The organism is Streptomyces specialis, assembly GCF_001493375.1.
Taxonomy (GTDB): domain Bacteria; phylum Actinomycetota; class Actinomycetes; order Streptomycetales; family Streptomycetaceae; genus Streptomyces; species Streptomyces specialis.
Window position 1 is genome coordinate 43401 of record NZ_LN929838.1, and the last position, 17162, is coordinate 60562.

The window sequence follows — 17162 nt, forward strand, 5'->3', positions numbered from 1 at the left end:
GCCGGGCCACCGATGGGACACTGCGGCTTGTGTCTGGATTCGCAAGGGATACGAAGTACTACGGTGACCGGCTGGTGTACGAGCCGCTGGAAAGCAAGTGGTCCCGCTACCACGCCCGCCACTGCGGGTGCGGTCAGGACTGGCTCACCGCGCACGCCATCCCGGCCGGGTTCACCGTAATTCCCCTTTCTCCTAATTTGCGGTGCGCTGGTCGGCCGAGCCGCATGGGGCGGACCGGTGGCGCGGTGCTCAGGTGCGCCACCAGCGGGTGGCCGTGTCGATCGGGAGGATGTGGACGTGCCGGGGGTGGTCGAGCAGGCCGTGCCGGGCGAGCTGGGCCAGGTGCTGGCCGCAGGCTGCCTTGCGTACCAGTCGCCCCACGCCGGGCAGCGCCGAGGGGTTGGCGAACCACTCGACGCGCGCGATCGCGTCCCGGGCGCAGGCAGGCGCCCCGCGCCGAGCGGAACGGCCGTCGCAGCGCCGGGTCACCGGCCCACCACCTCGACCGCCTGCACCCACTCCGCCCGGACCTCGCGCAGGAGTTCCCCGTCGTCCAGGCGGAGGGTCAGCGTGGCGCCCAGGCCGGTGACGACGCCGGCATGCGCCTGACCCTGAGCGGTGATGACGCGCAGGCGCATCTGCTGATCGGGGCCCAGACCGTTCTGCAGAGCCCACAGGGCGGGCATGGTGATCACGGGGTCGTCCGCCCGGCTGACCTTCCGTCCCGCCACCGTGACGACCACCGGGATCGTGGTGCCCTCGTAGCGGCCGGCCGTTGCGCCGCCGACGCAGTTGTAGCGGTACAGGATGCGCTCGTCGTTCGGCCGCGAGTCCAGCGCATCGACCGACACCACCCGGTAGGCGTTGCCGAGGTCGCTCTCGAAGACGATCAGGTCGCCGGGCTTGACCTCCTCCGCCAGCACGTCGTGGCTTTCGTATTCCTGATCGCCCCAGATCTCCGGCGCCGCCAGATAATCGCTTCGCCGTATCGAGGTCACGTTCTTCCTTCCTTTCCTGTCTCGTCAGGGAATCTGCTGGTATCCGCTGGGTGCGTGCCCGGCGCGACCACACGCCGCCGGGGCCGTCGGCCAACGGCCGCAGGGCTGGGGGGAAGTGGGGGCGTCTCGTCGAAAGGCCCCGGTAGCAGGCGGATGCGCTATGGAACCCTTCCGCCCGACGGCTGGCCGGATGCCCAGCGAGCTGGCCACCGGCCGGGCAGCGGGCGCCGGCATCCCTCTCGCGGATCAGCTCGGCTCGCGCAGGACCGTGCGGCCAGCCCTGGTGTCACGTGGCCAGCCCGCGACGCTCGTCAGCGGGTCTGCGCTGGTTTCGGGGCCCGGCAGGGGTCACCAGCTTGGCAGTGGGCGGCCTCGCGAGGGTTGTCCCACTGACACGAAGGGCAGCGCCACAGAACGCCGGCGGCGAGCGCGGCGTCGCGAATCGCCTGCTGCTGGTGGTCGTCGGCCGCGTCCAGCAGTTCGCGCAACACACCACGCCGGAGAGTGCCTTCCGCGCTGCCGTCCAGCACCGTGTCGCCTTGGACCTCAATGCGAAGCGGCACTGTCCCATCGCGCCGGATGAGGCGGTCATCGGCCGTGTCGAGATCGATGTGGACCAGGAGCGTGCCGGTCAGGGGGTCGAGGCAGGTGAACACCAAGACGCCGCCGACCTCAGTGCAGGGGACTCCTTCGGCCTCGACCATCGGGTGGAAGACCGCGCTGCGGTTCGCCTGCTCGCACTCCTTCTCGTCGGGGAAGGTGTAATCGGGCGGGGCGATGCCAGTCGTGTCGCGGTCGCCAGCGGGCCGCTTGGCGTGCACGGTCATCGCCCCTTTCCGGCCGCCGGGCGCACGCCCGATGCGGATTCCAGGTCCGCGATCGCCTCGGCAGGGGCGCCGACATGGCGGTACATCGCGATGAAGTCGGCCCAGGCTTCCGCCGGGGTCGGGCGGGCGTCACGCACCCTGGTTCGGTAGGAGCGCTGCAACCGGCCCAGTTCCTCACAGGACTTGACCGCGTCGACGACGTGGACGTGGCAGCCGGGGTACTTCACGAAGACGCGGCAGCCGCACCGCAGGTCGTACCAGCCGGTCTGCATGCCAATTGCGTCCACCAGGGTCCGCGTCCGGGCAAAGGACGGCAGCCGGTTGGCGACCAGGGCCTCGAATGCTGCGGTGATCTCCTCAGGTATCCCGTAGTGCTCGTCGATCGCCCGTAGCTGCGGCAGCGCGTCGCCGATATCACCTTCCATCACGGCCTTGGCGTAGGCGTCGTGCAACTGCTTCGACTCCGGACACTCCACCGAATTGGGCGTCTGGGAGTGGAGACGCCAGTCCGCAACCACGTAGACGACGCATCCGCAATCTAGAAAGAACCAGCCCCGCCGTCCTACCTTCTCCGCCACTTTCTTCCTCCCTTCTCGGGGGCTGCATAGACAAATACCATTGCGGGGACGCGAATTCCCCCAGGACCGCCAGTGTCCTTTCCGTCCGCCGGACCGGTCACGGCAGATGCGCGCGAAGCGACGGCGCGCCTCGATACCATGCCCGGTAACGCGCCGTCACCTGATCTCCAGGTGCTCATCGCCGTACAGCATCCGCAGTCGCTCCAGCGCGGATTCGGCCTGCTGTTCCGTGAGGCCATGCACGATCAGGACATCGGGAACTCCGGCGTTGCGAGCAAGCCATTCGGGATCTTTCGATGTGGTCCAGATGCTGTGGTTGCGGATTTCCGTCATCGCTCACCTCGATTCATGGCGGCTGCCGTCGGTGGATGATGTGCTCTCGCCTGAATACGGGGCTGCGAACGCCCCAATCGCCGACTTCACGGGAAGAAATGTCCGCACTTGCTCCGCCCGGCCCCGGTTCCCGGGGCCGGGCGGTAGCTAGCGGTCTCCGCCGGTCGCCGCGATGGCGGCGGCGTATTGGTGGTGCAGGCGCCGTCCGTGGTCGGCGGCGGTCAGCAACGTCGCCACGCCAGCCTCGATCCCCGTCGCTGCCGGGTCCGCCATGCGCGGAACCGGGCAGGGGGGCGAGGCCAGGGTCAGGGGCGCTGGCGAAATGAGGTGGAGGAAGAAGCGGAAGTAGCCCACGTCGCCGTCGTCGACGAACTCCGCGTCTACCACCTCGCCTTGCGGGCCGCTGAGGATGCCTTCGGTCTGCGCGGCGCGGATCAGCAGGACTGCCGTGTCCTCCTCCCCGACCTTCGCCGGGCTCCAGGCCCTGTCTCTTATAACCATCTGACGCTGCCGACGAAGCGGAATCTGCAGCGACTGTATCACACCGTGTCCAGAAAGACAACATCCGCCCCAGAAAAGTACAAACATTGCGTCGCCGGGCTCCAGGCCATGTCGATGGGCGGGCGGGCAGCCGAAGGGGACGTTCCCACATCCGTGAAGGCTTCTTGCAGTTCCCGGCAGACGATGAGTTCCGTCAGCCAGTTGCGGACGATGTCTTCCCTCACGGTGAACGGCATGGTTGACCTCCATCTGCTACGCGTCGTCCTCGCCGGGGAGGTCGAGCAACTGCCGCAGCAGGCCGAGTGCTTGGTCCAGCTCGACGTGGTTCCGGTCGTTACGGCGGATGGTCCGCTTCCTCAGCACAGGAATGGCCAGGTCCAGGCCAAGGACTTCGCCCCGGGAACCGTGCTTGAGGCGGTAGCTGTCCGGCGCGATGAGCCAGGCGTCCCAGTCATCGGCCGGCGCTCCCGCCCGTGCGGCCTGATCGGCAGACGAACCCGTGTCAGGGCAGGGGCAGTTCAAGTCTTCGCACGGGCGCCCGGCCGGATGAGCGATGCTCACGGGCGAGCGTCGGTAGTGCGTCGCCTGACCGTTGAGGTGAGGGCAGTGCTGCCTGGCGTAGCCGAGGCATTCGGGGTGGACCGCAGGTTCCGGGGCGTAGCCGACGTGCACGTCCATGGGCCGCACGAGCAAGTAGATCCGCTCCTCCAGCCGCTGTCCGCAGATCTGACAGAGCCGGTGGACGAACGCCCCGTGCCGCCTGGCCGCGTCGATGGCGCCGAAGGCAGGGAGGCCGTTATGGATGAGGGTGATCCAGGGGACGACCAGTCCGCCGGCCAGCGGGCGGGCGGCGCAACGGACTGGAATCGGAGGGCGCGCCACGTCAATGCACCTCCATGACGTCGAGTACGCCTGCGCCCTCGTGTTCGCCTCCGACCCGGTATCCTGCGGTGCGCAGGACCGAGGCGGCCCCGTAGAAGTCCGCCTCGATCCCGCCGTGGACGACGACGTGGACGGTGTCAGGGCTCGCGCCCGGGCGGACATGGAAGCCGTCTCCGGCGGGCTGAACACCTCGCTGGAGTTGCGGCTGGAGTCCGCTCGCCCGCAAGGCGGTCACCACGGCGCGGACGAGCTGGTGGGCGTGGTGCTCGAAGGAGTGGCCGTAGCTGAGCGCCGCGAATTCCACGTCTCCGCGGGGCATGTGCGCGCGGGCGCGCAGCAGGATGACCGGGCCGTTCTGCGCAGCGTGGTCGTAGGATCCGCTGGCCAGTTCCGCGGCAATACGGGCGCGCAGCGCGTCGCCGCCCTCGATCACCTTACCGAGCGCCGGACCGGGGCCGCCGCGTATCTCCTCGTAGGCCGAGGCGGCGATGTCCAGGCAGGCCAAGGACCCCGGCGGGCAGACTTTTCTCACCGTGCTGCTCCTTTACTTTCTGCTGGCGTGAATGGGTCAGTCCGCCCGTGCGCGGCGCGGATATCTGCGCTAGCGGAATCCCGGTAGCGGCCAGTGGGAACGGCCGCCGGAAACCCGGGATCGTGTAGACCCGGCCGGGTTCGAACCGGCGACCATGGCGCTTATAAGGCGCCTGCTCTGCCACTGAGCTACGGGCCCGGGGATTACTGCCGGCTCGGGCGGAGTCGCGGGGCGTCCAGCGGGGCCGGTCAGGCTGCGGCTGCCCGTGCGGCGAGGCCGGGCGCGGCAGCCGCTGCCTGGGGGCGGTGGCGCGGGCGGCGGGTTCCGGTGCCGGCGATGCGGTCGGTGTGGACGACCCAGGTGACGGCCTGCACGGTGCTGGGCCGCTCACCCAGTAGCCGGGCGGCCTCCCGGTAGCAGTCGGCCAGCAGGGCGTACCGGCGCAGGCTGGACAGGCCCCGGTCGCGCTGGCCATAGGTGCGGCCGACGGCGATGTCGTGGGCGTGGCGGTCGACGACGACCGCGTCGGGGTCGTCGGGGTCGGCGATGCAGCGGAAGAACTGCCCGGTCTTGCGCCCGGGCGGCAGAACGTCCGCGGGGTCGGCACCGGCGAGGATCGCGGCGGCCTTGGCAAGCGCGTCGGCGAAGTGCCCGCCGTCCAGCCCCGTGTCGCAGGCCGCCCGCGCCAGCTCCACGGTGGCTTCCCAGGACTTGTTGGCGGACAGCGCGGCGATCACGCCGGCACCGGTCCGGGCGTCGCCGCCGGTGAGCATCGCCGCGAGGTCGTGGGCGGCGCGATACCAGGTGCGTCCGCGCTGCTGCTGCTCAGGGGTGGCCGAGTGCCACACGTCGAGGATGTTGCGTACGTATCGGCGGCGGGTCCGAGCGGGTACGTCGATGGGGGTCACGGCTTCCTCCCTCCGAGGTGAGCTCTTATAATCATCTGACGCTGCCGACGAAGCGGAAACGGGTGGTGGCGTGGGTGCCCGGCTCCTTTAATCACGATTAGTAATGTCGTATTGTGGCTTCTAGTGAGTTGTAGTAGTGTTAAGATGTTGATGATCTATATGCTTGAGAAGAGAGGTGCTGACGGGAGCTGGTCCCGCACGCGGCCCCAAGGCCGGTCGCCGTCGCGGCGGATGAGGAGGTCCTGGCTGGTGAGGCCGTGCCGGTTCTTGTCCAGGGCGTCCGGCACGTAGAGTTCGGCGGTCACGGAGATCAGCCCGTGGCGGCGCAGCTCGTCGAACCAGACCAGGGCCTCCTCGCTGGTGGCGAAGTGCGCGGTCATGTGCACCCGGATCGGCTTGGGCTCGCCGTTCACGGCTTCCACCACTCCAGGGGTGAGTCGAGCGGCAGGACGTGGACCTCTTCCGCGCGGTGTTCCAGGCCCTGCCGGGTGATCTTGGAGAGGTGGGTGCCGCAGGCCGCTTTGCGGACCAGCTCCGCGACGCCGGGGTAAATCGGTGTCGCGATCCACTCCACGCGGAAGACGGCATCGTGTAGGCAGCGGATCGATTCTTCGTCCAGGTAGCGGTAGCGCCTGATGAAGTGGCCGTCGCACCGGGGCTTCATGAGGTCATCACCTCGATGGACTGAACCCGTTCCGGCGGGACGTCCGTGACCAACTCGCCGTCGTCCAGGCGCAAGCTCAGCGCCGGACGCCAGCCGATGATCACGCCCTCGACCACGCTGCCGTCGGCATCGGTGGCCCGGACGCGGGTACAGGCCAGCACATCCGCCAGGGCTGCAGTCAGCGCCTCGCTGATCGCCAGGCTTACTACGGGGTTATGCCGCGGACCGCCGCCCGGCTCGGGGTCGTTAGATGCCAGCTCGGCGGCGATGTGCTCCAGAGCGTCAATCAGGCACCGGGCCAGCCCGAGGGGGCCTGCGGCGTCGTGGACGTAGATCAGCAGGTCCGCGACAACGCTTCCTGCGAAGCTGGGAGCACGCTCCCTGTCGAAGCGTTGCCAGCCGTCCGGGCCGCAGTAGTCGTCGTCCTCACCAATCCAGTGGGCCGCTTCGAGCAGGTGGTGGAACCCCCGCGAGTCCCCGGTGGTCTCGAAAGTGTCGGAGCCATCGAGGTACGGATGGTGCGGCAGCGGGCCGTAGTGGGACAGCACGGTGATGCAACTCCTCTCGTACACGCAGGCAGGTGGGTGGCGCTGTGCCGGGGGCGGAGGTGCGCCGGGCAGCGCACCCCGCCCCGGCGGCGTTTAGGCGGCGCGGACCAGTTCGGTGTGGTCGAGGACCCGGGCCAGGGTGGCCAGGGTGGACCGGTCGAGGGTGTCGAAGTCGCCGGTGACCGCCCGCAGGGCGTTGCGCTCGGGCCGGGTGGCGCCGCGTACGGCCTGCGCGTGGTGGGCGTGGGTGTTCACCGCCTGCACCACGCCGAAGGCGGTTCCGCGCCAGGGCGCCACCCGCGCGTCGTCCGTCCACAGGCTGGTCAGCGCCTGGCGCTTGCGCGCCGCCAGCGTCCGCCCTCGGCCCGGCTTGGCGGGCAGCTCGACGTGCGCGTCCAGGAAGCGCTGCCACTGCCGCTCGGAGACGTCCGTCCGGCACAGGCGCGCGACCTCCTCCGTGAAGGAGTCGGCGACGCGGTGGACCATGCCCAGCGCGTCGCGGGCGGCGGCCAGCTTCAACTCCGACTTCCGGGAGTGCTTGACCCTCACGGTCTGGCCGGACTCGTTCAGCGCGGCGTGCATCGTGTTGTCGCACACCACGTTGGTGACCACCGGCTTGTACGTGGTCGCCAGCGAACCGTCGAAGCTGGTGGTGGCCAGCAGGTGCGGCCGGAAGGCCACTCCCTCCGGTGTGGTGATCGTCTCGGGGACTTCGACCGAGACCCACGCGACCGCGCCGCCCTTCAGCAGACCGGCCGAGCCGACCGCAAGGTTGTCGTCGAGCAGGTTGGCGACCTTGTTCAGCAGCCACTCGCCGTACGGGTGCGGCTCGTAGCCCGGGCCGAAGTAGCCCAGGACGCGGCCGGTGTCACTGCGGGAGAACGCCACCCGCTCCAGGTCGCGCTCCGGGCGTCCGGTCAGCGGGCTGGTCACGAAAACCTCGCCGCGCACAGCCTCCCAGTCGAACAGGCGGCGCCGCACGTCCTCAAGAGGGATCGCGCCACGGTAGTGATTGGACTCCGTGCCCTGCATACCACGGTGGTAATGCCAGGCCGTTCCACGCTTTTCCGTAAAGCCGATCAGAGTGTTCTTGTTCAGCCAGTCCAGGGTTTCACGGGACATGCCAAATGAGTCCTCTCTATACAGGGGACAATTCTCCGGAAGGGCAGCGCAGGAGCGGTCGCGGAACGACTAACTGCCTCCGTTTAAATACGGGTTGCCGAAGCACCCGATCGCCGACCGCACGGTGGAAATCTTCTGCCCTTTTCCCCGGGCTCTCAGCCTGGCAACCGCTGATAGTTCAGGAGGCACGACTCAAACAGGCTCAGATACGCGGTGCTTATCAGCGGGCGGTCGAGCAGCACGGCGTACTGCTCGGCGGGTCAGCGGCGCCCGGAGGGCGGGAGACGGGGCAACGCCCGGCTGGAGATTCTCTTCGCACGAGGCCGTCGCGCTCAGCGGTTGGGCTTCCGCGAGCTGGTCTTGGTCCCGCCGAAAACGCGGGCCTCCCATTCCTGGGCTTCGTCGAGCACGATGACGGGCAGGTCCGTGATGCCGTCTCGCTGGGCGCGGGCGACGCGGTGCCACCCGTCGATGATCAGCGCGGCGCCGTCGAAGTCCCGGATCTTCACTGCGAGGAGGGGCCGGGTGATATCGACGCGTGCCGCGTGCTGCTCGTTGATCTCGATCGCGCTCAGAAGGCCGTAGAACGGCTCGGGGTTGAGCCTGACCGGTGTGATTCCGGCGGCAATCTCCTTCGCCCGGGTCACGTCCCACCGAAAGGTGAGGAACTGGAAGAACTCCCGGTCTCCGGCCGTGGACCCGCTGCCCTGGCCGGGGGGCGTCGGCACGCTCGCCGGCTCGGGGGGACCGCCGGTCATCCCTCGCTCCTCTCGGAGGCTGACTGGGAGGTGAGGGCATCCACGAGGCGTTCCAGGTCGGCGAGGCTGTTGGCCGCGTCGAACAGGGTGCATGCCGACTCATCGTCCAGATCCAGGGCCCGGCGCGCGAAGTCGGCGAGGTGGATCTTCTCGTCCTGGGTGAAGCCCAGGTCGCGCGCCGACCGGTTGGGGACCAGGTAGGGGTCGTGGTTGGGCCACGGCTTGCCGCTTGGCCGCCGTTCGACGGTGGCGGCCGGGCTGGCGAGCTGTGCTCCGGCCAGCAGGGCAGCGTGATAGGCGAAGCAGCCCGCACTACCACGGCGGTAGTCCATCTGGATCCAGGTCTCGGGGTGGGTGCGGATATGCCGCAGGGTGGCGCGCAGCAGCGCGGCATTGGGCATGAGGGATCGTTTCTCCTTTCTTTGCCTTGAAGCTTCGGGTCGTGGGAGGCGTAGCGCCGCAGACCCGCACGCCCGCCCCGGCTGGGCGAGGGAGGGATCGGCCAGGGGCCGGGCGTGCGGGCGTGCGGCACCACGCGCAGCGATAACCGCCCACCGGCCCGGCAGCGCCGGCCGGTGCGCCTGGGCGCACCGGCCGGCGGACGGCTGCGGGCGGCGGCTCGCTCGCTGTGCGTTCAGCGAGTCGCGGCAGGCTCCGGGGCGAGATCCGCCACGAGCGCTTCGAGATCCGGCAGCTCGCGCCACGAGGCGAACAGCTCGGTCGCCTTTTCTGTCTCGAGCCCGAGGGCGGCCTGGGCGAAGTCGCTGATGTGGATCCGCGGCTGGGTGAATCCCAGGTCCCGGGCGGCGGTGTTGCACGCCAGGTAGCTGTCGTAGTTGGGCGTGGTCCCCCCGGGTCCGGGGACGGTGGTCTGGGGATCGGCCAGCTCGGCCCCGGCCAGCAGCGCGGCGTGGAAGGCGAAGCAGCCGGTGCTGCCGCACCGCCAGCTTGCCTGGTCCCAGCTGTCCGGGTTCTGCTGGATGTGGCGCAGGGTGGTGCGAAGGAGTTCGGCGTTGGCCATGGGAAGGCGTCCTCTCCTGTCGGGATTCGGAATGGGGCGGCCCGGCCGCGTGCCGCTGACCGTGCTCCGGAGGTGGTGCTCCTCGACCGGTCGGCGGCGCGCGCGAAGGGGTCCCCTCCCGGGGCTGGGGTCTGGGGGACCGGTCTCCCGCCCGCTGTACGGGCAGAAGGTCCGGCAGCACCGTGGGCCAGGCGGGTGGGCTGCCGGAGTTGACGAGGCCACCGGCGGGTCCGAGCGGGGCCGCCGGTGGGCGGGATCAGCGCGGTCGGCCGGCGGGCAGGCAGTCGCGTGCGGGCGCGGGCTGGTGGTACAGGTCGCGCGCGACCAGACGGCTCGGGCCGCTGCCGGTGGATTCCAGGGCAGGCAGGTCGATGAAGCCCCACTCGCCCCCGGCCGCGTCCCGGCCGAGCGCCGGCCGGCCGAACGCCGCGCCGGTGTCCGGGTCGAGTTCGGTGACGTACCACTCCCCCCAGGCCGCGACGTAGCGTAGGTGGACGATGGCGTCCTCAGCGGGGTGGCCGTCCGTGGCGTACAGCCCGGGGATGGCGGCGAGTTCATCATCCGGCGGGTAGAACGGGTGGCCCCGTGCCTGGCGGCAGACCTCGGGCGGGCGGGTCCTCACCGGCCCGTCCTCGGGTCCGGCCGACCGGCCGCTTCCCGAAGGGCCGTGATCAGTTCGGTGAGCCCGGCGGCGATCCTGCGCTGAGCCGTCAGCAGCTCGAAGAGCAGCCGCACCGTCTGCGGATCGTCCTCCCTGGGCTCGGGCTGCTCGGCCGCATGGCGGTGGGCCACCAGGTGTTCTACGTAGGCGCGTTCGTCCCCGCTCCATGCCTGCCTGGGGTAGCCGTCGATCTTCCGGGGGTCCGGCATGGCATGCCGACCGTCGGCTGTGTGCCAGTGGCGGGGCTCCCGGCCGGTGATCCGGCTCACGAAGCCCCCTCGGCGAACCCGGCCAGAGCGTGGATGAGGTCGAGGGCTTCCTCGCCCAGCGCCGAGCGCACCTCGTCGAGTCGGCGGTAGTCCTCGGGCTTCACCTCGCCGTCCGGGCCGCGGTAGCGGGCCGAGGCGTTCTCGAACCGCCGGTCCAGGTCCCACGCCCGGTCCAGCAGCTCCCGGCGCTCACGGACACGGTCCTGCTGAGGCCGCAGATCGTTCCACGCGTACCCAGCGTGCTCCCCCGGCGCGCCCTCGTGCGAGCGGGAGGCGACGACGTAAGCATCCAGGTCGTCCTCGATGACCATGTGCCAGGCCAGCGCCAGCCTCCACGCGTCCTCGGTGGTCGGAGCGCGCAGCACGTAGAAGAACGGTTCCTCCCCGTTGAACCGCGACGAACCGGCCACCGCGACCGTGTAGTCCCTCAGCTCGGGACTCGCCCCCTCCTCGGGCAGGCAGTAGAGCGGTTCCGCGAACCGCTCAGGGGTAAGGACCTCCGGAGCGCGGGCAATGTTCTGCGACGACATGGCTCCTTCCTCTCTTCCGTAGACAATTCCTGAGCGCGGCGGGGCCGCCACCCCCCAGGCGGGAGCAGCGGCCCGCCGCCGTCATTGAGCCGGGCAGACCGGGTCAGTCGGCGGTCGGCTTCTGCCGGTCGTCCGGCGGGAACACGTCCGCCGTGTCGCTGGCGGGGACGTAGAGGTCCGGGTCGAGGGCCACCCGGTAGCCCGCTTGGGTGAGCGCCGCGTACGCGGCGGTGGCCCGCGCGTTCTCCTCACCCTCGTCCAGGCCGGACGGCAGCTCGAACCAGCGGTAGTGCGCCCGCTTTTGCTCGACGAAACCGTGTTCCGTCAGCAGGTCCTGCACCTTTCCGGCCAGAGGTTCCTGGTCATCGCCGCCATCGGCGAACACCGGGCCCTGCCAGCGCCGGGCGATTTCCACGTGGCAGGGCTGCCCATCACGGCTGGAGTGCATTGGCCTCCTCCTTCCTTCGGTTTCTCGATAGTCATCGTTCGCTGAGGCCAGGCGCGCGAAATTCCGAGCACCGGCAAGGGGGTTACTGTCAGTGCTCCACGAGCCACAGCCGGAGCCGGTAATCCCAGCGCACCCGCGTGCCGTGAGCCTTGTTGATCGCCCAGACGAAAGGGGTGTACCGGTAGCGGCCGGATGACGCGTCACCCAAATCACCGAAGTGCAGGTCATTCCCAGCGGACTCCAGCGCGTTCAGCGCATCCGCCAGCCCCTGCCAGGGGTTGTCACCGTTCACTTCAGCCCCAACTCCACCAATCTCGCACCTCGTCAGGGGTGACGCCCGGATAGAACTCGGCGATAACGTCTTCGAAAGAGGAGTCAGGCTTTTCCAGCACGGCCAGTGTCGCATTCACGACCAAGTTGATGGCGTCCGTCTCCGGCCCTTCCTCTCCCAGGCCAAGGGCGCCGGTGATGAGATCAGCTCCATCGTTGACGGCTTGCCAGACCTCGACATAACTGAACGAACGCTGCTTACCGGGATACGGGAGCGCGCTCAGCCAACGACGCACGCCGTGCGTCCGCCCGGCGAACCCGCGCCGCGGAGAACGCCGCCGCGTGCCCGGCGCCTTCTTCCCCTTGGTACGGCGCCGGACGCGCACTGCTTCAATCATCAGGGCCACACCCCTTTCTGTTTCTGCCGTCGTCACGAGTGGGCGGCGCACCCGCCTTGCGGCAAGCGAAATCGTGTTCCCGCCATCAGGAAGGCGGGCCGCAGCCGCCGCATGCCCTTGCGCTGCTCTTACTTCAATACGGCGCGCCGCGAGCCCCGAATACCGCGCAGAGAGCAGAATTCCGGGATTCTTCCGGCGCCGTGCCGGAGCAGGCGGGGCGAGGGGCAGGGGTCACCTCTGGGGGTACAGAACGACCGCTGGCGCAGCACCTTCCGGAATACCATCCGGGTAAACGAGTTCCCGCGCCTCGGAATCCTCGGCCAGTTCCTCATGAGTGGGATAGACGCTACCGGTGTGGTAGAGCCCGGCCGCTACACCGCGATTCGTGAGGGGGGAGTAATGGTTACCCTCCGCGTCGTGGGACAGAACAACCATCAGGTCGCCGGGCAGGGCCGCCAGGCGGCTGCGCAGCCGCGCGACGGTCATGGCCCGCTGAGGCGGGGCGGTGGACACGTGGGACATGAACCTCCTCAGGTCCGGTCACGGGCGCTCTCGGGAGCGAGCCAGCGGGCAGCAGCCGGTCCTCCGCGGGCGGCCCCGCTGGTCGTACGGGGCAGGTTGTCCCGGAGCGCGGTGAGGACGGCGGGGCGAGGCTCAGAGGGTCAGTGCTCCGGCCGGTGCGCAGGCGTCAGCCGACGTGCCGAGGCGGGCGCACCAGTGGTGGACGTCCGGGCCTTCCGGCGGGCGGAACGTCCAGCCCAACTCTTGTTCCTCGTCCAGGTGCCGGGCGGCGTCTCCGTCCGCGATGGCCGACAGCGCGGCTTCCACCTCCCCGGCCGCCTCGCACCACCCGCACGCCTCCCCCGCGCCGCCGGGGCACTCTTCCCCGTCGCAGCGCTCGTAGAAGTCGGCTTGCAGGAAGCGCAGTTCCGTGCGCAGCGCGTCCAAGGCGCTGATGAGGTCGCCGAAGCACTCCGGCACCGAGTCCGGCAGGTACCCGGGAGCGTTACTGCCCACGTGCAGGTGCACGGCTACTCCCCCTCCCCGGCGATCACCCCGTCGTCCAGCGGCCGATCGGGGTTGTTGTTCGCGAAGTCCTGGGTGATGTCGGCGCCGTCCTCGGTCACCTGGATCGAGTAGCCGTAGCTGGACAGCACCCCGCACGCGGCTTCCGCCGGGCCGTGCCGGGCGATGTCGGCGCGCACGGCTTCGCGCAGCGCGTCGGCGGCGTCCTCGTAGGTGTCCGTGGCGGCGATCAGGTCGCCGCTCTCGCACCACACCCGGAACTCCCGTTCGGGCGCGTCGTCTTCTTCCTGCCTGGTCAGGGTGGCCCTCGACGCCAGATGGGTCAGTGCCTCCTCCAGCACCGTCGCCCCCGGCGGGCACATCAGCCCCGGGTCGGGCAGCGGGTCGGTGCTGTACCCGTAGGCGTAGTCGGTCTCGGAGCCGATCACCGCGCCCTCATCGTCTGTGACGTCCCGGCCGTAGATGATCTCCCCGTACCAGAGCGCGCCCCTGGGGGCGGCGTCCCAGGTCTTGCTGGTGTCGGTCATGTCCGCGACTCCCTTCCACGGTCACCGGACACAAGCGCGGGCCCGGGAAAGCCGCTCCCGGGCCCGCACGGTGGTGGGTATCAGGCCGGTGCGCCGGGCCGCGCGGTTCCTCCCACGCACCCGGCGCACCGAGCCCTGCTCGCGTACGGCGCGCACGGCCTAGCGGCCGGCCACGATCCGCACGCTCATGCCCCGCCGGGCGTAGAAGCTCTTCACGTCGCCCGCCCTGGCCTCGGGCGTCAGGGGCAGCGGCAGCCACTCGCCCAGTAGTTCGCTCCACGCATGCCACTGCCCGCCGAACCGGGCCACCTTCAGCTCCAACAGGTCCGTCATCTCTCCCTCGCCTTAACGGATCGGCGCCGAACTCCAGGGGGCCGCCCCCGGGGGATGGCGCTCCCCGGGGGTGGCGGCAGCAGGGCCGACCTGGGTGGTCAGGGGATGAACGGCGCGTCCGGGCCCATGACGGCCGCACCGACCGCCAGCTGGAGCTGGAGCGCGTCGTAGGCGCCCGGCGGGAGCGTCAGCGTCACGCTGCCGTCCTCGTTCTCCACAGCCGCAATGGCCTTCCGCTCCGGCGCCGCTCCGGCGTCCGGCTGGGCCGGACCGGCCGCGCCGCCGCTGCTGCCGTCGAGCAGCCTGCACATGTCACACATCGTGCTCTCCCTCGCACTGGTCCTTCTCCGGCCAACTGTTCGTCGCTGAACAGCCGTGAGTGCGCCCGGCCAGCCAGGCGCACGGCAGAGCCGTTCAGAGCCGCCGCTCCCACCCCGCGCCACCGGCCCCGGCAGGACGGTCGAGGCGGTGCACGGAAGGAGGGGCCCCGCCCGGCCTCCCGGGGTGGGGAGACCGGGGCCGGGGGGGGCGCCGTGGGGGCCGGTCACCGGCCGCTGTAGGCTAGGTCTGGGGCGTCCAGCAGGGACTCCGGCCCCTCGAAGACCAGCGGCTGCGGGCGCATCCGGTCCGCTTGCCGAAGCTCGCGGTTGATGCGCTCCAGCACGTCGCCGCCGTCCAGGTCCGGGGCGGGCGTCTGCGGCGGCGGCCACTCAACCGGCGCCGACTCCTGCCCGCATCCGGCGCGCACGCACAACTCCGGCATGTACGCCGGATAGTCGCGGCTGCCGACGTTCCGGTAGGCCGTGGCCGGGTAGTTCTGCCGGAAGCCGGGCTCTCCCCGGTAGGTCTCCAGCACGGTGCGGACCGTGGCGTCCGGCGCGACGGCGAATACCTGCCGCAGCACGTCCCGGTAGGCGTGCCAGCAGGCATACGGGCCGTGGCGTCCCGACGCGGCTGTTCGCGCGCCAAGGCCCCGGGAGTCCGTGACGCGCAGGCGGGCGGTAATCGAGCTGCGGCCCGACCAACGTGCGTCACGGTTGACGACGACGTTGCCCGCATAGTCCGATCGTGAGACGTCATCCACGATGTCGTAGAAAGTACTGAGGGAAACTCCGCGAATGTTCATGATCCTCCCTCCGGCGCGAAGTCCTCCATTTCCCCGCCGCCTCTGTGGGCGCTGCTGACCTGTGCCAGCGTTGAGCTGGCCTCACTTAAATACGGCGCCGCGAAGCGCCCGATCGCCGAGCGTGCCCGAAGTTTTTCCGGATACTGTCCGGAACGCTTCCGCCGCGTCCCACAGGAGCGCTGCGAACCGAACTGCGGGGCGTGCGGGTTTTCAGGCGGCGCCGCATCGGGCGGGAAGGCGAACATGGCGTTCGTGACCGGCGATTTGGTGGATCTTGCACGCATCCAGTCGCACGCCCGCTCAAGCACGGCACTGCGCCAACTGAGCTGATACCTCTCGTGCCCAGGATCATTGCGTGTCGCGCCGTGCGGCGCCCGTACCTGAATACGGGACGGCACAGCGCCCGATCGCCGAGCGCGCAGAGGGAATCTGCAAGATTCTTCTTGTCTGCCTAGCGACGGGCGCCATTCCTACGGGCCGTCAATTCCTTGCCCGCGATGGTGCAGGGGGCGCGGCGTGTCCGCCGGTAACGACCGGCGCGGCGTGCCGCGTTGGCGGGCCGTAGGATGCCCTCACCTTAATACGGCGGCCGGAAGCGCCCGATCGCCGAGCCTTCCTGGCGTTCTTTCAAGATTCTTCCGGCGCGCGCTGGAAAGCCGTCCGGACAACCATCCGGTCGGAATCCCCGCGCATGCCGGGAGAACGCCCCCACCCGGGGCACTCCCAAGGCGTTCATACGGGCGCCGGAACGTCCGGGTGCCCGTGAGCGTCTGTAAGGCGTTCTCACCTGAATACGGCGACGGGAAGTGCCCGATCGCCGACGCCGGCCCGGTTTCCTATCGGCCCGGTTTCCGGGCAGGGGTGTAGCCCGGATGCCAAACTGCGGCACCCGGGCTGTCCCTTGCGGCGCGGCCCGCTCTACCGGCGACGCGTGGACTCGTAGATCATGTCCTCGCGGACGGAGTCCAGGGCGGCGCGCAGGGTCCGCCATTCCTCCCGGGCGCGCTCGCGGGTGCGCTTCAGGTTGTAGCTGGAGTGACGCGCCCCGCCGTAGATCTCTTGCGCAGTACCGTTCATCACTCCGGCCCGGCCGAGGTCATCCGCGTTGCCCGCGAGACGCAACATGACTCCCAGCGTGGGGTACTCGGCACCGTCCCGCCATGCGGCGCGGAAAATCGTGTCACTCTGGCCGGACAGGTAGGGAATCACGGCCAGAACGGTCAGGGTGTCGGCGTGGGGGACCCCGCGCATGATCTGAGCCCCCGGGATGGTGTCGATCTCTTCCGGGGCCACGTCCAGCCGGTAGCCGTTGCGGGCGGCGGCATCGCGCACGGCCCAGCGGTGCAGGGTGGACCGGGTGATGATCATGGTCGTTTCGTCCCTGCGAACGTACTGCCACGCGGACACTTCCCGGGTGTCCACCCACAGGGCGGCGGGCTCGCACGTGGCGATGATCTTGGCTAGGCGCTTGGTGAAGATCAGCACCGAGTCCTGTGTCACGTCCGCACTCACGTCGTCCGTGCCGTACAGCGCGCGTCCGCCCGGCGCCGCCGTGGCGCTGCCGTCCATCCGCTTCCGCGAACGGGTGGAGTCCACCACCCGGCAGTAACGCTGCGCCAGATCCTGAAGGGTACGGAAGTCGTCCTCAGTAACCCGCGCCATGTCTTCCGGGCTGATTCCGTCCCAGCTTTCAGCGGCTTCCCTGCGTGCCGTTGCGGAAATCTGCTCCGCCATGATATCGACTCCGATCATTCGCGGCGTAGCTCTCTGCTTTACGCCTCGATACCTCTATTTCTACCGCATTCAGCCGCAAGGAAACACCCCGACCGAGAGAATTCCAAGATTCTTTGTCGGTCGGCGAACAATGAAGGGCCACGGGACGACAGGCCACACAAGGAGAAT

At 69.7% G+C, this 17162-nt stretch carries 30 protein-coding genes and 1 tRNA gene; all 31 read right to left on the minus strand.

Annotated elements, in window-relative coordinates; genetic code table 11:
• Nucleotides 1–249: 249 nt before the first annotated feature.
• Nucleotides 250–489 carry a hypothetical protein gene (locus BN2279_RS08050; protein WP_059007881.1) on the minus strand — a complete coding sequence of 80 codons (240 nt, stop codon included), beginning with the start codon at nucleotides 487–489 and terminating at the stop codon, nucleotides 250–252.
• Nucleotides 486–998, minus strand: coding sequence for a hypothetical protein (locus tag BN2279_RS08055; RefSeq protein ID WP_059007883.1), 513 nt, complete (start codon nucleotides 996–998; stop codon nucleotides 486–488). Before BN2279_RS08055 ends, BN2279_RS08050 begins: the two co-directional genes overlap by 4 nt.
• Before the next feature lie 311 nt (nucleotides 999–1309).
• Complete coding sequence (locus BN2279_RS08060; RefSeq protein WP_059007885.1) at nucleotides 1310–1825, minus strand: hypothetical protein; 516 nt, start codon at nucleotides 1823–1825, stop codon at nucleotides 1310–1312.
• The gene (locus BN2279_RS08065; RefSeq protein WP_059007888.1) at nucleotides 1822–2403 is read right to left on the minus strand and encodes a hypothetical protein; all 582 of its coding nucleotides are present in this window, start codon (nucleotides 2401–2403) and stop codon (nucleotides 1822–1824) included. Before BN2279_RS08065 ends, BN2279_RS08060 begins: the two co-directional genes overlap by 4 nt.
• A gap of 156 nt (nucleotides 2404–2559) precedes the next feature.
• The gene (locus BN2279_RS29160) at nucleotides 2560–2736 is read right to left on the minus strand and encodes a hypothetical protein (RefSeq protein ID WP_159037116.1); all 177 of its coding nucleotides are present in this window, start codon (nucleotides 2734–2736) and stop codon (nucleotides 2560–2562) included.
• Nucleotides 2737–2883: 147 nt separating this feature from the next.
• On the minus strand, nucleotides 2884–3237 hold the full coding sequence (locus tag BN2279_RS08070; RefSeq protein WP_159037117.1) for a hypothetical protein: 354 nt from the start codon (nucleotides 3235–3237) through the stop codon (nucleotides 2884–2886).
• A 38-nt stretch (nucleotides 3238–3275) separates the two neighbouring features.
• Nucleotides 3276–3473, minus strand: coding sequence for a hypothetical protein (locus BN2279_RS08075; RefSeq protein ID WP_059007891.1), 198 nt, complete (start codon nucleotides 3471–3473; stop codon nucleotides 3276–3278).
• A gap of 16 nt (nucleotides 3474–3489) precedes the next feature.
• Nucleotides 3490–4119 (minus strand): cell envelope biogenesis protein OmpA, encoded by a 630-nt coding sequence (locus BN2279_RS08080; protein ID WP_104530966.1) that lies wholly within the window; start codon nucleotides 4117–4119, stop codon nucleotides 3490–3492.
• Nucleotide 4120: 1 nt separating this feature from the next.
• Nucleotides 4121–4651: a hypothetical protein gene (locus tag BN2279_RS08085; RefSeq protein WP_159037118.1), complete on the minus strand. Its 531-nt coding sequence runs from the start codon at nucleotides 4649–4651 to the stop codon at nucleotides 4121–4123.
• Nucleotides 4652–4776: 125 nt separating this feature from the next.
• Nucleotides 4777–4849: transfer RNA gene (locus tag BN2279_RS08090), tRNA-Ile, on the minus strand.
• Between the two features lie 50 nt (nucleotides 4850–4899).
• Nucleotides 4900–5559 (minus strand): DUF7178 family protein, encoded by a 660-nt coding sequence (locus tag BN2279_RS29805; RefSeq protein WP_199827667.1) that lies wholly within the window; start codon nucleotides 5557–5559, stop codon nucleotides 4900–4902.
• 155 nt (nucleotides 5560–5714) lie between these two features.
• The gene (locus BN2279_RS08100; RefSeq protein WP_159037119.1) at nucleotides 5715–5972 is read right to left on the minus strand and encodes a hypothetical protein; all 258 of its coding nucleotides are present in this window, start codon (nucleotides 5970–5972) and stop codon (nucleotides 5715–5717) included.
• The gene (locus tag BN2279_RS08105) at nucleotides 5969–6223 is read right to left on the minus strand and encodes a hypothetical protein (RefSeq protein WP_059007897.1); all 255 of its coding nucleotides are present in this window, start codon (nucleotides 6221–6223) and stop codon (nucleotides 5969–5971) included. The genes BN2279_RS08100 and BN2279_RS08105 overlap by 4 nt, the downstream gene beginning before the upstream one ends.
• Nucleotides 6220–6771: a hypothetical protein gene (locus BN2279_RS08110; RefSeq protein ID WP_059007899.1), complete on the minus strand. Its 552-nt coding sequence runs from the start codon at nucleotides 6769–6771 to the stop codon at nucleotides 6220–6222. Before BN2279_RS08110 ends, BN2279_RS08105 begins: the two co-directional genes overlap by 4 nt.
• Before the next feature lie 93 nt (nucleotides 6772–6864).
• A complete protein-coding gene (locus tag BN2279_RS08115; RefSeq protein ID WP_059007901.1) occupies nucleotides 6865–7893 on the minus strand; it encodes a DUF932 domain-containing protein in 1029 nt (342 codons plus the stop codon).
• Between the two features lie 332 nt (nucleotides 7894–8225).
• Nucleotides 8226–8651, minus strand: a complete 426-nt coding sequence (locus BN2279_RS08120) for a ParB N-terminal domain-containing protein (RefSeq protein WP_059007903.1) — start codon at nucleotides 8649–8651, stop codon at nucleotides 8226–8228.
• Nucleotides 8648–9052, minus strand: coding sequence for a hypothetical protein (locus BN2279_RS08125; RefSeq protein WP_059007905.1), 405 nt, complete (start codon nucleotides 9050–9052; stop codon nucleotides 8648–8650). The genes BN2279_RS08120 and BN2279_RS08125 overlap by 4 nt, the downstream gene beginning before the upstream one ends.
• Before the next feature lie 233 nt (nucleotides 9053–9285).
• Entirely contained in the window at nucleotides 9286–9672 is a 387-nt protein-coding gene (locus BN2279_RS08130) for a hypothetical protein (RefSeq protein ID WP_059007907.1), read from the minus strand.
• Nucleotides 9673–9928: 256 nt separating this feature from the next.
• The gene (locus tag BN2279_RS08135; protein ID WP_059007908.1) at nucleotides 9929–10294 is read right to left on the minus strand and encodes a hypothetical protein; all 366 of its coding nucleotides are present in this window, start codon (nucleotides 10292–10294) and stop codon (nucleotides 9929–9931) included.
• Nucleotides 10291–10542: a hypothetical protein gene (locus BN2279_RS08140; protein ID WP_159037120.1), complete on the minus strand. Its 252-nt coding sequence runs from the start codon at nucleotides 10540–10542 to the stop codon at nucleotides 10291–10293. The genes BN2279_RS08135 and BN2279_RS08140 overlap by 4 nt, the downstream gene beginning before the upstream one ends.
• A 56-nt stretch (nucleotides 10543–10598) precedes the next feature.
• Complete coding sequence (locus tag BN2279_RS08145; protein WP_059007912.1) at nucleotides 10599–11132, minus strand: hypothetical protein; 534 nt, start codon at nucleotides 11130–11132, stop codon at nucleotides 10599–10601.
• Nucleotides 11133–11235: 103 nt separating this feature from the next.
• On the minus strand, nucleotides 11236–11580 hold the full coding sequence (locus tag BN2279_RS08150) for a hypothetical protein (RefSeq protein WP_059007914.1): 345 nt from the start codon (nucleotides 11578–11580) through the stop codon (nucleotides 11236–11238).
• A gap of 88 nt (nucleotides 11581–11668) precedes the next feature.
• Nucleotides 11669–11872: a hypothetical protein gene (locus tag BN2279_RS08155; RefSeq protein ID WP_059007916.1), complete on the minus strand. Its 204-nt coding sequence runs from the start codon at nucleotides 11870–11872 to the stop codon at nucleotides 11669–11671.
• A 1-nt stretch (nucleotide 11873) separates the two neighbouring features.
• Nucleotides 11874–12248 carry a hypothetical protein gene (locus BN2279_RS08160; RefSeq protein ID WP_159037121.1) on the minus strand — a complete coding sequence of 125 codons (375 nt, stop codon included), beginning with the start codon at nucleotides 12246–12248 and terminating at the stop codon, nucleotides 11874–11876.
• 231 nt (nucleotides 12249–12479) lie between these two features.
• On the minus strand, nucleotides 12480–12770 hold the full coding sequence (locus BN2279_RS08165; RefSeq protein WP_059007920.1) for a hypothetical protein: 291 nt from the start codon (nucleotides 12768–12770) through the stop codon (nucleotides 12480–12482).
• 132 nt (nucleotides 12771–12902) lie between these two features.
• Nucleotides 12903–13277, minus strand: a complete 375-nt coding sequence (locus tag BN2279_RS08170) for a hypothetical protein (protein WP_059007922.1) — start codon at nucleotides 13275–13277, stop codon at nucleotides 12903–12905.
• A 2-nt stretch (nucleotides 13278–13279) separates the two neighbouring features.
• On the minus strand, nucleotides 13280–13801 hold the full coding sequence (locus BN2279_RS08175; protein WP_059007924.1) for a hypothetical protein: 522 nt from the start codon (nucleotides 13799–13801) through the stop codon (nucleotides 13280–13282).
• Between the two features lie 159 nt (nucleotides 13802–13960).
• Nucleotides 13961–14134 carry a hypothetical protein gene (locus tag BN2279_RS29165; protein WP_159037122.1) on the minus strand — a complete coding sequence of 58 codons (174 nt, stop codon included), beginning with the start codon at nucleotides 14132–14134 and terminating at the stop codon, nucleotides 13961–13963.
• Nucleotides 14135–14232: 98 nt separating this feature from the next.
• Nucleotides 14233–14454: a hypothetical protein gene (locus BN2279_RS08180; protein ID WP_159037123.1), complete on the minus strand. Its 222-nt coding sequence runs from the start codon at nucleotides 14452–14454 to the stop codon at nucleotides 14233–14235.
• 224 nt (nucleotides 14455–14678) lie between these two features.
• Nucleotides 14679–15260, minus strand: a complete 582-nt coding sequence (locus tag BN2279_RS29170) for a hypothetical protein (protein WP_159037124.1) — start codon at nucleotides 15258–15260, stop codon at nucleotides 14679–14681.
• A gap of 918 nt (nucleotides 15261–16178) precedes the next feature.
• Nucleotides 16179–16994 carry a hypothetical protein gene (locus tag BN2279_RS08190; protein ID WP_059008252.1) on the minus strand — a complete coding sequence of 272 codons (816 nt, stop codon included), beginning with the start codon at nucleotides 16992–16994 and terminating at the stop codon, nucleotides 16179–16181.
• Nucleotides 16995–17162: the final 168 nt, after the last annotated feature.

What these genes read in the sequence shown, in the direction of transcription:
- BN2279_RS08150 (WP_059007914.1), bottom strand. Translation starts at nt 11,580, where the DNA reads ATGCACTCCAGCCGTGATGGGCAGCCCTGCCACGTGGAAATCGCCCGG.
- BN2279_RS08075 (WP_059007891.1), bottom strand. Translation starts at nt 3,473, where the DNA reads ATGCCGTTCACCGTGAGGGAAGACATCGTCCGCAACTGGCTGACGGAA.
- BN2279_RS08160 (WP_159037121.1), bottom strand. Translation starts at nt 12,248, where the DNA reads ATGATTGAAGCAGTGCGCGTCCGGCGCCGTACCAAGGGGAAGAAGGCG.
- BN2279_RS08060 (WP_059007885.1), bottom strand. Translation starts at nt 1,825, where the DNA reads ATGACCGTGCACGCCAAGCGGCCCGCTGGCGACCGCGACACGACTGGC.
- BN2279_RS08145 (WP_059007912.1), bottom strand. Translation starts at nt 11,132, where the DNA reads ATGTCGTCGCAGAACATTGCCCGCGCTCCGGAGGTCCTTACCCCTGAG.
- BN2279_RS08175 (WP_059007924.1), bottom strand. Translation starts at nt 13,801, where the DNA reads ATGACCGACACCAGCAAGACCTGGGACGCCGCCCCCAGGGGCGCGCTC.
- BN2279_RS08070 (WP_159037117.1), bottom strand. Translation starts at nt 3,237, where the DNA reads ATGGTTATAAGAGACAGGGCCTGGAGCCCGGCGAAGGTCGGGGAGGAG.
- BN2279_RS29170 (WP_159037124.1), bottom strand. Translation starts at nt 15,260, where the DNA reads ATGAACATTCGCGGAGTTTCCCTCAGTACTTTCTACGACATCGTGGAT.
- BN2279_RS08105 (WP_059007897.1), bottom strand. Translation starts at nt 6,223, where the DNA reads ATGAAGCCCCGGTGCGACGGCCACTTCATCAGGCGCTACCGCTACCTG.
- BN2279_RS08165 (WP_059007920.1), bottom strand. Translation starts at nt 12,770, where the DNA reads ATGTCCCACGTGTCCACCGCCCCGCCTCAGCGGGCCATGACCGTCGCG.
- BN2279_RS08180 (WP_159037123.1), bottom strand. Translation starts at nt 14,454, where the DNA reads ATGTGTGACATGTGCAGGCTGCTCGACGGCAGCAGCGGCGGCGCGGCC.
- BN2279_RS08140 (WP_159037120.1), bottom strand. Translation starts at nt 10,542, where the DNA reads ATGCCGGACCCCCGGAAGATCGACGGCTACCCCAGGCAGGCATGGAGC.
- BN2279_RS08115 (WP_059007901.1), bottom strand. Translation starts at nt 7,893, where the DNA reads ATGTCCCGTGAAACCCTGGACTGGCTGAACAAGAACACTCTGATCGGC.
- BN2279_RS08125 (WP_059007905.1), bottom strand. Translation starts at nt 9,052, where the DNA reads ATGCCCAATGCCGCGCTGCTGCGCGCCACCCTGCGGCATATCCGCACC.
- BN2279_RS08120 (WP_059007903.1), bottom strand. Translation starts at nt 8,651, where the DNA reads ATGACCGGCGGTCCCCCCGAGCCGGCGAGCGTGCCGACGCCCCCCGGC.
- BN2279_RS29160 (WP_159037116.1), bottom strand. Translation starts at nt 2,736, where the DNA reads ATGACGGAAATCCGCAACCACAGCATCTGGACCACATCGAAAGATCCC.
- BN2279_RS08130 (WP_059007907.1), bottom strand. Translation starts at nt 9,672, where the DNA reads ATGGCCAACGCCGAACTCCTTCGCACCACCCTGCGCCACATCCAGCAG.
- BN2279_RS08190 (WP_059008252.1), bottom strand. Translation starts at nt 16,994, where the DNA reads ATGGCGGAGCAGATTTCCGCAACGGCACGCAGGGAAGCCGCTGAAAGC.
- BN2279_RS29165 (WP_159037122.1), bottom strand. Translation starts at nt 14,134, where the DNA reads ATGACGGACCTGTTGGAGCTGAAGGTGGCCCGGTTCGGCGGGCAGTGG.